This is a genomic window from Aquabacterium sp. (assembly GCF_050725395.1).
Classification (GTDB): Bacteria; Pseudomonadota; Gammaproteobacteria; order Burkholderiales; family Burkholderiaceae_C; genus Aquabacterium.
Window position 1 is genome coordinate 277,503 of record NZ_JBOHHL010000001.1, and the last position, 12,119, is coordinate 289,621.

11 protein-coding genes and 1 riboswitch are annotated in these 12,119 nt (G+C 62.7%); of the genes, 6 read left to right on the plus strand and 5 right to left on the minus strand.

Annotated elements, in window-relative coordinates:
- The first annotated feature begins 51 nt into the window (after positions 1–51).
- Positions 52–669, plus strand: coding sequence for a TetR/AcrR family transcriptional regulator (locus ACREB4_RS01315; protein ID WP_431586373.1), 618 nt, complete (start codon positions 52–54; stop codon positions 667–669).
- Positions 670–778: 109 nt separating this feature from the next.
- On the opposite strand, the gene ssb is transcribed toward ACREB4_RS01315, so the two are convergent.
- On the minus strand, positions 779–1,315 hold the full coding sequence (gene ssb, locus ACREB4_RS01320; RefSeq protein ID WP_431586374.1) for a single-stranded DNA-binding protein: 537 nt from the start codon (positions 1,313–1,315) through the stop codon (positions 779–781).
- A gap of 154 nt (positions 1,316–1,469) precedes the next feature.
- On the opposite strand from ssb, the gene ACREB4_RS01325 reads away from it, so the two are divergent.
- Entirely contained in the window at positions 1,470–2,222 is a 753-nt protein-coding gene (locus ACREB4_RS01325) for a class II glutamine amidotransferase (RefSeq protein ID WP_431586375.1), read from the plus strand.
- Here ACREB4_RS01325 and ACREB4_RS01330 read toward each other — a convergent pair.
- On the minus strand, positions 2,203–3,807 hold the full coding sequence (locus ACREB4_RS01330) for a CoA-acylating methylmalonate-semialdehyde dehydrogenase (RefSeq protein WP_431586376.1): 1,605 nt from the start codon (positions 3,805–3,807) through the stop codon (positions 2,203–2,205). The genes ACREB4_RS01325 and ACREB4_RS01330 overlap by 20 nt on opposite strands.
- A 78-nt stretch (positions 3,808–3,885) precedes the next feature.
- Between ACREB4_RS01330 and recQ the strand changes: the two genes are divergently transcribed.
- Positions 3,886–5,805, plus strand: a complete 1,920-nt coding sequence (gene recQ, locus ACREB4_RS01335) for a DNA helicase RecQ (RefSeq protein WP_431586377.1) — start codon at positions 3,886–3,888, stop codon at positions 5,803–5,805.
- Here the strand turns inward: recQ and ACREB4_RS01340 are convergent.
- Entirely contained in the window at positions 5,769–6,125 is a 357-nt protein-coding gene (locus tag ACREB4_RS01340) for a DUF2834 domain-containing protein (protein WP_431586378.1), read from the minus strand. The two genes, recQ and ACREB4_RS01340, sit on opposite strands and share 37 nt — an antisense overlap.
- Positions 6,126–6,373: 248 nt before the next feature.
- Between ACREB4_RS01340 and ACREB4_RS01345 the strand changes: the two genes are divergently transcribed.
- From ACREB4_RS01345 to ACREB4_RS01355, 3 genes are all read left to right on the plus strand, one after another.
- Complete coding sequence (locus ACREB4_RS01345; protein ID WP_431586379.1) at positions 6,374–7,453, plus strand: porin; 1,080 nt, start codon at positions 6,374–6,376, stop codon at positions 7,451–7,453.
- Positions 7,454–7,718: 265 nt separating this feature from the next.
- Positions 7,719–8,828 carry a porin gene (locus ACREB4_RS01350; protein ID WP_431586380.1) on the plus strand — a complete coding sequence of 370 codons (1,110 nt, stop codon included), beginning with the start codon at positions 7,719–7,721 and terminating at the stop codon, positions 8,826–8,828.
- Positions 8,829–9,044: 216 nt separating this feature from the next.
- Positions 9,045–10,115 carry a porin gene (locus ACREB4_RS01355; protein ID WP_431586381.1) on the plus strand — a complete coding sequence of 357 codons (1,071 nt, stop codon included), beginning with the start codon at positions 9,045–9,047 and terminating at the stop codon, positions 10,113–10,115.
- A gap of 6 nt (positions 10,116–10,121) precedes the next feature.
- Here ACREB4_RS01355 and metW read toward each other — a convergent pair whose 3' ends face one another.
- Positions 10,122–10,706 (minus strand): methionine biosynthesis protein MetW, encoded by a 585-nt coding sequence (gene metW, locus ACREB4_RS01360; RefSeq protein ID WP_431586382.1) that lies wholly within the window; start codon positions 10,704–10,706, stop codon positions 10,122–10,124.
- 8 nt (positions 10,707–10,714) lie between these two features.
- Positions 10,715–11,929: a homoserine O-succinyltransferase MetX gene (metX, locus tag ACREB4_RS01365; RefSeq protein ID WP_431586383.1), complete on the minus strand. Its 1,215-nt coding sequence runs from the start codon at positions 11,927–11,929 to the stop codon at positions 10,715–10,717.
- Positions 11,930–11,984: 55 nt separating this feature from the next.
- Positions 11,985–12,059: riboswitch (SAM riboswitch) on the minus strand.
- Positions 12,060–12,119 lie beyond the last annotated feature (60 nt).

Consider the following 12,119-nt stretch of genomic DNA (forward strand, 5'->3'; position numbering starts at 1 on the left):
TGTCTTCACCCCCTACACTGGCGCCTCGAAGCCACCGCTAGACTCCACCGCATGCCCAAGCAAAGCCCATCGCCCGCGGCGCCCCTCGAACTGCGAGAGGCGTGCGTCATCGCCGCTCAAGAGGTCATTGCCGAAAAAGGTGTGGAAAACTTGAGCCTGCGGGATGTGGCTCGCAAACTGGGGGTGTCGCACCAGGCGCCCTACAAGCACTACCCCAGCCGTGACCACCTTCTGGCCGAAGTGATGCGACGCTGCTTTCAGAGGTTTGCCAAGCACCTGGATGCGCGAGGGCAATTCGACAAGCCACAGGAGGATCTCGCTGCCTTAGGGCGCCAATACCTCAGCTATGCGCGGGATCACCCGCTGGAATACCGCCTGATGTTCGACACCCCATGGCCAGAATCAGCGGAGCACCCTGATCTGATCAAAGACGCCGTCCACGCTTACGACATCCTGCGCAAGGTATTGCGCCGCTTGCACGGGGACTCTGCCAACTTGCAAGACCGGGTGGATCTGGACGCCCTCTACATTTGGTCCACGGTGCATGGCATGGCGGGTGTGATGAATGGCAACTGCATTGGCAAGCTGAACTTGAAACCCAAGGTGCTTGAGCAAGCCATCGAACACGTCATCAAGATGGTGGAGTTGGGGCTGCTGGCGAAGCACTGAAAAAATGGCCAGCGCTGCTGCCTTGGACGGCTAGACACCTCAACAAGAAAAAAGCCCCAAGTGACGAACACTCAGGGCTTCTTATTCACCATCTAGGCAAAGGTCAATCCTAGAACGGGATGTCGTCGTCCATGTCATCGAAGCCGGTCGATGACTTTTGCGGCGCGGGGCGCGAAGCAGCGGGTGCCGGACGGGCCGCGGGGCGGCTGGGCGCGGCTGAAGGCGCATCCTGGTTGAAGTCATCGCCGCCGCCTTGACCCTGGCCGCCGCCATAACCACCACCGCCGCCGCCGCCACCACCGCCACGGGTTTCACGACCGCCCAGCAATTGCATTTGTTCGGCCACGATCTCGGTGGTGTAGTTGTCCTTGCCATCCTTGTCGGCCCACTTGCGGGTCTTCAGGCGGCCTTCCACGTACACGGGGCTGCCTTTTTTCAGGTATTCACCCGCGATTTCGGCCAGGCGGTCGTAAAACACGACGCGGTGCCATTCGGTTTCTTCAACCTTGTCGCCGCTGGTCTTGTCTTTCCAGTTGCGCGTGGTGGCAACCGACACATTGCACATGGCGGCACCGCTGGGGGCGTAGCGCACTTCCGGGTCGCGACCCAGGTTGCCGATGATGATGACTTTGTTGATGGAGGCCATGGCCTGGGTTCCTGACTCGGTGGATTCAATTCGGAAAGAAAACTTTCAGCGATTATGCCCAAGGCCCTCGGCCGAGCCCAGCCCCTCTGTCAGGTGCGTCCTTTCTGGGGTGGCGCCAAGGGTGGCGTAGCATTCACCCACAAGGAGCTTCGATATGTGCCAGCTGCTGGGCATGAACTGCAACACGCCCACCGACATCGTTTTCAGTTTCACCGGGTTTGCCACCCGCGCGCACGAGCATGGCGACGGCTTCGGCATCGCTTTTTTCGAAGGACGGGGCGTGCGCCTGTTCGTGGACGACGATGCCGCCAGCGCTTCCCCCGTGGCCGAGCTGATCAAGCAATACCCCATCAAGAGCCAAAACGTGATCGCGCACATCCGCAAGGCCACGCAGGGCCGCGTCGCGCTGGAAAACTGCCACCCCTTCGTGCGCGAACTGTGGGGCCGCTATTGGGTGTTCGCCCACAACGGCGACCTGAAGGATTTCGCGCCCAAGCTGCACGCCGCGTTTCGACCGGTGGGCGACACCGACAGCGAACAGGCCTTCTGCTGGTTGCTGCAGGAACTGGCCAAGCACCACGCCAGCCTGCCCACCATCGAGGCCCTGACCGACACACTGCGCGAACTGGTGCCCACCATCGCGAAGCACGGCACCTTCAATTTCATGCTCAGCCAGGGCGATGCTTTGTGGGCGCACTGTTCCACCAAGCTGCATTACCTGGTCAGGCAAGCGCCCTTCGGCATGGCGCGCCTGCAGGATCAGGACATGTCCCTGAACTTCGAAGACCTGGCCAGCCAGGACGACCGAGTGGCCGTCATCGCCACCGAGCCGCTCACGTCCGACGAGGTGTGGACGAGTTTCCAGCCCGGCGAGCTGAAAGCCTTCGTCAACGGGCGGTCGGCATGATGAAGTCGTTGCCCTTGGCGATGCTCTCGGGCCAGCGCTGCATGATCGATTTCTGCCGGGTGTAGAAGCGCACGCCTTCCTCGCCGTAGGCGTGCATGTCGCCGAACAGGCTGCGCTTCCAGCCGCCAAAACCCTGCCAGGCCATGGGCACCGGGATCGGCACATTGATGCCCACCATGCCCACCTGCACGCGCCTTGAAAACTCGCGCGCCACGTGCCCGTCGCGGGTGAAGCAGGCCACGCCATTGCCGAACTCGTGGGCGTTGATCAAGGCCAGGGCCTGGTCCAGGTCGGCCACGCGCACGCAGGCCAGCACCGGGCCGAACACTTCCTCTTGGTAGAGCTTGTTCTCAGGGCTCACGTGGTCGAACAAGGTGCCGCCCAGCCAGAAGCCGCCGTCCTGCCCCGGCACCGACAGGCCGCGCCCGTCCACCAGCAGTTGTGCGCCTTGCCGCACGCCATCCTCGATGCAGCCGCTGATGCGGTCCAGCGCGGCGCGGGTCACGATCGGGCCCATCTCGGCTTCGCCATCCATGCCGTCGTTGACCTTCAGGGTGCGCGTGCGCTCGATCAGTTGGGGCATGATCTGGTCGCCGACATCGCCCACCAGCACCGCCACCGAGATCGCCATGCAGCGCTCACCGGCTGAGCCGTAGGCCGCGCCCACCAGCGCATCCACGGCTTTGTCCAGGTCGGCGTCGGGCATGATCACCATGTGGTTCTTGGCGCCGCCCAGGGCCTGCACGCGCTTGCCGAAGTGGCTGCCGCGCTCGTGGATGAACTGCGCCACGGGCGTCGAGCCCACGAAGCTCAATGCTTTCACGTCCGGGTGTTCGATCAAGGCATCCACCGCGGCCTTGTCGCCCTGCACCACATTGAACACGCCATCCGGCAAGCCGGCCTGTTTCAGCAACTCGGCCATCAGCAGCGAGGGCGAAGGATCGGTCGGGCTGGGCTTGAGCACGAAAGTGTTGCCGCAGGCGATGGCCACGGGGAACATCCAGCAGGGCACCATCACCGGGAAGTTGAAGGGCGTGATGCCCGCCACCACGCCCAGGGGCTGGCGCATCGTCCAGTTGTCGATGCCGGTGGAAGCCTGCTCGCTGTAGTCGCCTTTGAGCAGTTGCGGGATGCCGCAGGCGAACTCGACGATGTCGATGCCGCGCGTGACTTCGCCCTGCGCATCGCTGAACACCTTGCCGTGTTCTTGCGTGATCAGCCGGGCCAGTTCGTCCTTGTGCTGGTTCAGCAAACCCCAGAACTTGAACAGCACCCGGGCCCGCTGGATGGCGGGGGTGTCGGCCCAAGCGGGGAAGGCCGCCTGGGCCGCCGCCACGGCTTGGTCCACCTCGGTGTGCTTGGCCAAGGCGACCTGGGCGGTGACCGCACCGGTCGCGGGGTTGTAGATGGGGCTGGTCCGGCTGTCGGCCGCCAAGGGCGCCAAACGGCCGTTGATGAAATGACCCACCTTGGCCGTACTGCTGTCTTGAAGGGAGGGCACGCGATTCTCCAGAAAATGTGGTCGATGGGGCCAATGATCTCGCAGCCCAAGCGATTTTTGTGCGCGATGCGCGCGGCGGGCCATGGCAAACGTCCGATGGTGGCTCCCCAGGGCGGGGGAGGGGCTGCTTGGGCCCGGGGAAGCGGCCATTTAGCGCGCACAATGCGGGACCGTTCCCCTTCTGCCTCCGTTTTCGCCCCGACCGTGTCCGCCACCGCCCTGAACCACCCGGCTCCAGCCACGTCGGCCGAGGCCATCCTGCAAGAAGTTTTCGGCTATGGCGCTTTCCGGGGCCAGCAGAAAGCCATCGTCGATCACACGATCGGCGGCGGGGATGCCCTGGTGCTCATGCCCACGGGCGGCGGCAAAAGCCTGTGCTACCAGGTGCCCGCCATTGCACGGCACCGCGAAGGCAAGGGCGTCACCATCGTGGTCTCGCCCCTGATCGCGCTGATGCACGACCAGGTTGGCGCCCTGGAAGAAGCGGGCGTTCACGCTGCCTTCCTGAACAGCACCCACAGCCTGGAGGACACCCAGCGCATCGAGCGCGAGATGATGTCCGGCCGCCTGGTCATGCTCTACGCCGCGCCCGAGCGCATCACCAACCTGCGCTTCCAGGCCCAACTGGCCAGCCTGCACGAACGCGGCCTGCTCAGCCTGTTCGCCATCGACGAGGCGCATTGCGTCAGCCAGTGGGGCCACGATTTCCGCGAAGACTACCTGCAGCTCAGCATGCTGCACGAGCGCTTCCCCGATGTGCCGCGCCTGGCCCTGACCGCCACCGCCGACGACCACACCCGCGCCGACATGATCCAGCGCCTGAAGCTGGAAGATGCCCGCGTCTTCATCAGCAGCTTCGACCGGCCCAACATCCGCTACGCCCTGGTCGAAAAGACCAACCCGCGCGAACAATTGCTGCGCTTCATCCGCGACGAGCACGATGGCGATGCCGGCGTCGTCTACTGCCAGTCGCGCAAGAAAGTGGAAGAAACGGCCGAGTGGCTGGCCGGGCAGGGCGTCAATGCCTTGCCTTACCACGCCGGCCTGGACGCCAGCCTGCGCCGCAAGAACCAGGACCGCTTCCTGCGCGAAGACGGCATCGTCATGGTGGCCACCATCGCCTTCGGCATGGGCATCGACAAGCCCGACGTGCGCTTCGTGGCCCACCTCGACCTGCCCAAGAACATCGAAGGCTATTACCAGGAGACCGGCCGTGCCGGGCGCGATGGCGCCGATGCCGACGCCTGGCTCACCTATGGCCTGGCCGACGTCGTCAACCAGCGCCGCATGATCGACGAAAGCCCGGCCACCGACGAGTTCAAGCGCGTCCAGCGCGGCAAGCTCGATGCGCTGCTGGCCCTGGCCGAGGCCCACGACTGCCGCCGCGTGCGCCTGCTGTCCTACTTTGGCGAAGACAGCCAGCCCTGCGGCAACTGCGACAACTGCCTCAAACCGCCCGTCACCTGGGACGCGACCGAGGCCAGCCGCAAGATGCTCAGCGGCATCTACCGCTTCTGGCAGCACGGGCAACAGCGCTTCGGCGCCGGCCACCTGATCGACGTGCTGCGCGGCAAACGCACCGACAAAGTCGAGCAGCATGGCCATCACAGTCTGAGCACTTTCGGCATCGGTGCCGACCTGAGCGAAAACCAATGGCGTGCCGTGCTGCGCCAACTGGTCGCCCTGGGCCACGTGGTGGCCGAAGGCGAGTTCAACACCCTGGTGCTGGCCGACAGCGCCCGGGCGGTCTTGAAGGGCGAAGTGCAGCTCATCCTGCGCGAGGCGGCCGACGCGCCCAAGCGCGCGAAGGCCTCTCGAAGCACCTCGTCCGGCAAGGCTTCCGGCGCGCCCAAGGACCTGGTGGGCGAGGCGCTCATCCGATTCCAGTCCCTGAAAGCTTGGCGCAGCGAGGTCGCGCGCGAGCACAACCTGCCCGCCTACATCGTCTTCAACGACGCCACCCTGGCCGAGATGGCCCGCGTCGCGCCCCAAAGCCTGGGCGAATTGAGCGGCATCAGCGGCGTGGGCGCCAAGAAGCTTCAGGCCTATGGGGCCGAGATCCTGTCCGTCTTGGCGGCCTGATCGGCCCCCTGCCGCATCCGCAACAACAGGTAGACCGCGAAACCAGTGGCCACGCCGGGCACCACGCCCAGGACCACGGCAAGCCAGCCGTGCCGGATGCCTTTGGCGCGTGCCTCGTGGATCACCCAGACCGTGAGCACACACCAGCAGCAGATGGTGTCCAGGGCATAGCCCGCGGCATAAGGGTTCACGAAACCTGCCGCGAACGCGCCGACCACGTCACGGCTTTCCAGCAGTGGCGGCACGACCACCAGGGCAAAAGCCAAAGCGAACAAGCCGCCAATGACGGCAATCAGGGCTCGAAACCAAGGTTGATTCATGGCGATTCCTTCAATTTGACCAAGTCGAATGTCCGATTTGGGATGGAATACCCCTTCTCACGCACCAATTCGTTGCGTTTTCGGAACAGATGGCCCGCAAACCTCCCCCCTATTGGGTGAAGTTGGTGCGCAGGCACGGGATTACGCGAAGTAAACGGTAAGAATCAAGTGTCGGCCCCCATGCCGCAAGCCAAATTGGCACCATAATGGTGCGAAATGGCGCATTCGTTTTAATGTTAGGAGATTTCATGTTTGCTAAGAAAAACGTTGTGGCCGCTGCCGCCCTGACCCTGGTGGCTGTGGCCGCCCAAGCTCAAGTGACCGCCTACGGCAACCTGGACGTGTCCGTGGGCCGCAAGCAAGCCGTCACTGGCTATGACACCAATGGCAAGGCCATCAAGGCTTCGCGCACCGCCGTCGATTCGAGCGACCTGTCGGACAGCTTCATTGGCTTCAAGGGCCAGGAAGACCTGGGCGGTGGTCTGAAGGCCATCTTCAAGCTGGAAAGCGAATTGGCCGTGGACAACGGCGCTGCTCTGGGCGGCACGTCCGCATTCTGGAGCCGCAACGCCACCGTGGGTCTGGCTGGCGGTTTCGGTACCGTGAACCTGGGCCGTTTCGAGAACCTGTTCAAGCTGGAAGGCGCTGCCTTCAACCCCTTCGGCTCGTCGCGCACTTTCTCGACCACCTTTGGTGGCACCCTTGACCTCACCAGCGGCAGCCTGGCCCCCCGTGAAAGCTGGTCCAACGGCATCAGCTACGTGTCGCCCAGCCTGGGTGGCCTGACCCTGTCGGCCCAATACAGCGCCAAGGAAGCTGCACTGGGCAACACCGCCCTGTACGGCGGTGGTGCCGTGGCGGTGGCCGCCAACTTCGTGGCCGGTCCTCTGGGCCTGTCGGCCGTGGTGGGCGAATTGCGCTCCACCAATGGCGTGACCGCTCCTGCAGAAAAGACCCGCCCCTGGTTGCTGGGTGCCAGCTACGACTTTGGCGCTGTGAAGCTGTTCGGTCAATACGGCCAGATCAAGGCTGACGACAAGGTGACGGGCGACTCTGGCAAGTTCAAGGGCTTCCAACTGGGCGCTTCGGTGCCTGTGTCGGCCGACGGTGCGGTGCTGGTTTCCTACGGCGACAGCAAGGGCACGGAACCTGGCGTGGCTGGTTCGGAAAAGAACCGCGACGTCAGCCTGGGCTACACCCACAACCTGTCCAAGCGCACGAATGTGTACGCTGCTGCGATCAACGAACGCCGCAAGGACACGACTGCAGCGCCCGTTCAAAAGGCCACGATCACCAACTTCGCGGTTGGCGTTCGTCACTCGTTCTGATCTAGAACGAACAAACGTTAGACCAGAGTTTCAAGCGCCCCTCGGGGCGCTTTTTTGCGCTCTGGATGTCCGAATTGATAGGATTAATGCGGATATTTGTTGTGATGAAACAACGAAAACGATCGTTTTAATGCGCTGTAACCTGTCACGGTTCTTGCTTACATCCCGGTCGGATGACTTTCAGTCCCACAATGCATCGCATGGGTTTACCCGGTTCATGGGTTCCCAAATGGTCCTTTTTTCATCACATTGCTAGGAGAAATTGATGTTTGCAAAGAAGAACTTGGTGGCTGCCGCCGCCCTGATGGCTTTGGTCGGCGCTGCTCAAGCTGACGTGAAGGTTTACGGTTCGGTGGAAGCATCGTTCGGTTCGTTCGAAACGGCTCACGCCAAGAATCTGACGACCTCCAGCCGCGTGACCGCCGTTGAAAGCGGCAACATGATGACCAGCTTCATTGGTTTTTCTGGCTCGGAAGACCTGGGCAATGGTCTGAAGGCCGAGTTCGCGCTCGAAACCTTCGTTGGCGTGGACAAGGGCAGCAACATCACGAACAACGCCGGCCAGTTCTGGAGCCGCACTTCCAACGTCGCCCTGAGCGGTGGTTTTGGTAAGGTGGCCCTGGGTCAGTACGACAACCCCCTGTTCACCTCGGGCTACACGTACAACCCCTTCGGCAGCTCGATGCCCTTCTCGCCGACGATGCGTCACCTGAACTACATCGGTCAGACCACGGCCACGGGAGTGCCCGCCATTGCTGGCGCTGGCGTGGGTTTTGACACCGGCTGGATCAACTCCATCACTTACGAAAGCCCCAACCTGTCGGGCTTCAGCTTTGTGGGCCAAGCCGCCCTCAAGGAATCGAACGCCGCCAACACCAAGAACAGCTATACCGCGGCCGCGACCTACGCTGCTGGTCCTTTCGGCGCCACGCTGACCTACGTCAAGAGCGGCTTCACGCCCGCAGGTCCCAATCCCCTGCAAACCTACAACGGTGATGAGAAGACGATCGACCTGGGTGTCAGCTATGACTTCGGCGCTGTGAAGCTGTTCGGTCAATACACCGACATCAAGGAAGACGCCAATCCTTCCGCTGCCCTGGGTGGCACGGCTGACAACAAGGACCGCATCTACCAAGTTGGCGTGTCGATCCCCGTGACGGAAAAGGGCTCCATCCTGGCTTCTTACGGTGAACTGAAGCACGAAATCAAGTCGGGCGCTTCGGCCGGCCTCGAAGCCAAGGACCGTGTTTTCTCGCTGGGCTATGACCACTTCCTGTCCAAGCGCACCGACGTTTACGCGGTGTTCTCGAACAATGGTCAAACCAACCTGGAATCGGGTCAAACCTTTGCCGTTGGCATCAAGCACGCTTTCTGATCAGTCCTCCTCGACCTGATCGCAAGCCAAAGCGCCCTTCGGGGCGCTTTTTCATTGGCGAATCCAAAAACCGTGAATTGCACTCATCTGATGCCAAAAGGTCACTTTTTGGTGAAAGATCAGGGATTTTGACTCGGTATTCCGGGCATGAAAGCTGCGAAATAAAAAGGGTCTTGTCATCAAGGCACCTTTTTTGGGCCCCATTTCGGAGTACTCATGGTTGTTGTCAGAAAAATCACCCCCGCGCTTCTCTTGTCCCTGGGCACCTGCCTTAGCGCGCACGCCCAGAGCAGCGTGACGATGTACGGCTTGTTCGACATTTCCTTCGGTTCGTTCCAGAACGCCTACAACGGCAGCGCGGCCAACCCTCGCACCACGCAAGTGACCTCCAATCCCATGACGACCAGCTACTTCGGGTTCAAGGGGACCGAGGACTTGGGCGGCGGCGTCAAAGCTTTGTTCACGCTCGAAAGTTTTTTCCGGGGTGATGTGGGTGCGTCGGGCCGCAGTGGCTCCGACGTGTTCTGGGCGCGCAATGCCAATGTGGCCCTGGCCAGCGACTACGGCAAGGTGTCCTTGGGCCGCATGGACAACCTGCTGTTCCTGCAAGCCCTGAGCTTCAATCCCCTGGGCGGTGCCTTCGGCTTCTCGCCGACGATTCGCCTTACTTATGGCGCCTTTGGCAACGACAAGGGCGATTCGGGCTGGAGTAACTCGGTGATGTACACCACACCGAACCTCGCCGGTTTCACGGGTGCTGTTCAATGGCAGGCTGGCGAAACCTCGGCGACCACTGGCGAGGGCAACAGTGTGGGCCTGAGCGGCACCTACACGATCGGTGGGTTCTCGATCGGGGCGGGCTACCAATCGGCCAAATCGGCCGAACTGCCCAAGGGCAACCTCGCTGCCGGCCAGAAGCAAACCTTCGCGCTCGTGGGCACCAGCTACGATTTCGGCGTGGTCAAGCTGTTTGGCCAATACGGCCAGTACAAGAACGATGGCTTCACTGCCAATGCCGACAAGATCGACACCAAGCTCTACCAGGTGGGTGTTTCGGTGCCCGTCATGAGCGCCGGCAAGGTGCTGGTGTCTTACGGTGAAAGCAAGGAATCGGCGGTGGATGGTGGCACCACGCCCGACGTGGACCACAGCATCTTCACGCTGGCGTATGACCACTTCCTGTCCAAGCGCACCGACGTCTACGCCGCCTACATGCTGGACGACGAAGACCAAGCCGGCTGGAAGAAGGGCAACACCTTCGCGGTGGGCATCCGCCACCGCTTCTGATGAACGTCAGGCGCGGTCGAACTTGAAGACCGCGGTGCTGGCCCGCCAGTTGGGCCAGCGCTTGACCACCCTGCCATCGGTCAGTCCGAAGGATTCGATGATGCGAAGCCCGTTCTTGCGGGCCAGCACTTCGAAATCGGCGAAGGTGGCCACGCGGATGTTGGGCGTGTCGTACCACTGGTAGGGCAGCGACTTCGTCACCGGCATCCGCCCCCGCAGCACGCTCATGCGGTGCGGCCAGTGCGCGAAGTTCGGAAAGGCCACGATGCCTTGCCGGCCCACCCGCGCGGTCTCGCTCAGCATCGCCTCGGTGTTGCGCAGGTTCTGCAAAGTGTCCAGCTGCAGCACCATGTCGAAACTGTTGTCATCGAACAGGCTCAAGCCTTCTTCCAGGTTGCGCTGGATGACGTTGACGCCGCGCTGCACGCACTCGTGCACCTTGGTGTCGTCCAACTCGATGCCATAGCCGGTGCATTGCCGGCTGTCCCGCAAACGGGCCAGCAGGGCGCCGTTGCCGCAGCCCAGGTCGAGCACGCGCGAGCCCGGGGGCACCAGTTGCGCAACGACGTCGTGGATGGTTCGGTCACTCATGCTGGAACTCACACCGCGATCTTCAAGGGTTGGCCGGCCGAGGTCGTGATGGCCGAGCGTTGCTGGCTGCCGATCTCGCGGTGGATGCGGTCGAAGTAGGCCCAGACCACGTTGTGGTATCGGGCGTCATCGAGCAGGAAAGCATCGTGGCCATGGGGGGCGTCGATCTCGGCATAGCTCACGTCGTGGTTGTTGTCGACCAGGGCCTTGACGATCTCGCGCGAGCGGGCCGGGGCGAAGCGCCAGTCGGTGGTGAAGCTGATGACCAGGAACTTGGCCACGGCCTGGGACAGTGCCGCGGCCAGGTCGCCGCCAAAGGCGCGGGCCGGGTCGAAGTAATCCAGTGCGCGGGTGATCAGCAGGTAGGTGTTGGCGTCGAAGTAATCACTGAACTTGTCGCCCTGATAGCGCAGGTAGCTTTCGACCTGGAACTCGATGTCCTGCGTGCTGTAGCGGGGCTCGTCGCCGTCTTCGCGGCCGACCAGGCTGCGGCCGAACTTCTCGTCCATCACATCGTCGGACAAGTAGGTGATGTGGCCGATCATGCGCGCCACGCGCAGGCCGCGCCGGGGCACCACGCCATGCTCGTAGAAATGGCCGCCGTGGAAATCGGGGTCGGTGATGATGGCGCGGCGGGCCACTTCATTGAAGGCGATGTTCTGCGCCGACAGGTTGGGCGCGGTGGCCACGGCGATGCAGTGGCGCACGCGCTGCGGGTATTGCAGCGTCCAGCTGATGGCCTGCATGCCGCCCAGGCTGCCGCCCAGCACGGCCGCCAATTGCGTGATGCCCAGTCGGTCCAGCACACGGGCCTGTGCGTCGACCCAGTCTTCCACCGTCACCACGGGAAAGTCGGCGCCATAGACGCGGCCTGTGTCGGGATTGATGTGCGTGGGTCCGGTCGAGCCGAAGCAGGACCCCGGGTTGTTGACGCAGATGACAAAGAACTTTTGCGTGTCCAGCGGCTTGCCGGGGCCGATCATGTTGTCCCACCAGCCCTGGCTCTTGGGGATGGCATGGCCGTGTTCGTCGGCATGCAGGCCGGCCACGTGGTGCGAGGCGTTGAGGGCGTGGCACACCAGCACGGCGTTGCTGCGGTCGGCGTTGAGCTGGCCATAGGTTTCGACCATGAGGGTGTAGTCGCGCAGGACCGCGCCGCTGCGCAAGGGCAGGGGTGCTTCGAAGTGCATGGAGACAGGGGTCACGACCCCGATGGAAGACATGGCGCTAGTGAATCGATGGTTCAAATGAAAAAAACCGGCCGCGCATTGAAGCAGGGGCCGGATTTCAGCGCCCTCTTTAGCGGTATTTTTTGAGCGCCCGCAATTCGGACAAATCGGCGCTTGGGCACCCAGTGTAGCGCCAAACAGCGGGCTGGCAGCTCGCGTCAAATGGTCCGATTTGCCCGGAGTT

Excerpts from the sequence above, each read along its gene's own strand:
- ACREB4_RS01315 (WP_431586373.1), top strand. The coding sequence starts at position 52 with ATGCCCAAGCAAAGCCCATCGCCCGCGGCGCCCCTCGAACTGCGAGAG.
- ssb (WP_431586374.1), bottom strand. The coding sequence starts at position 1,315 with ATGGCCTCCATCAACAAAGTCATCATCATCGGCAACCTGGGTCGCGAC.
- ACREB4_RS01325 (WP_431586375.1), top strand. The coding sequence starts at position 1,470 with ATGTGCCAGCTGCTGGGCATGAACTGCAACACGCCCACCGACATCGTT.
- ACREB4_RS01330 (WP_431586376.1), bottom strand. The coding sequence starts at position 3,807 with ATGGCCCGCCGCGCGCATCGCGCACAAAAATCGCTTGGGCTGCGAGAT.
- recQ (WP_431586377.1), top strand. The coding sequence starts at position 3,886 with ATGCGGGACCGTTCCCCTTCTGCCTCCGTTTTCGCCCCGACCGTGTCC.
- ACREB4_RS01340 (WP_431586378.1), bottom strand. The coding sequence starts at position 6,125 with ATGAATCAACCTTGGTTTCGAGCCCTGATTGCCGTCATTGGCGGCTTG.
- ACREB4_RS01345 (WP_431586379.1), top strand. The coding sequence starts at position 6,374 with ATGTTTGCTAAGAAAAACGTTGTGGCCGCTGCCGCCCTGACCCTGGTG.
- ACREB4_RS01350 (WP_431586380.1), top strand. The coding sequence starts at position 7,719 with ATGTTTGCAAAGAAGAACTTGGTGGCTGCCGCCGCCCTGATGGCTTTG.
- ACREB4_RS01355 (WP_431586381.1), top strand. The coding sequence starts at position 9,045 with ATGGTTGTTGTCAGAAAAATCACCCCCGCGCTTCTCTTGTCCCTGGGC.
- metW (WP_431586382.1), bottom strand. The coding sequence starts at position 10,706 with ATGAGTGACCGAACCATCCACGACGTCGTTGCGCAACTGGTGCCCCCG.
- metX (WP_431586383.1), bottom strand. The coding sequence starts at position 11,929 with ATGTCTTCCATCGGGGTCGTGACCCCTGTCTCCATGCACTTCGAAGCA.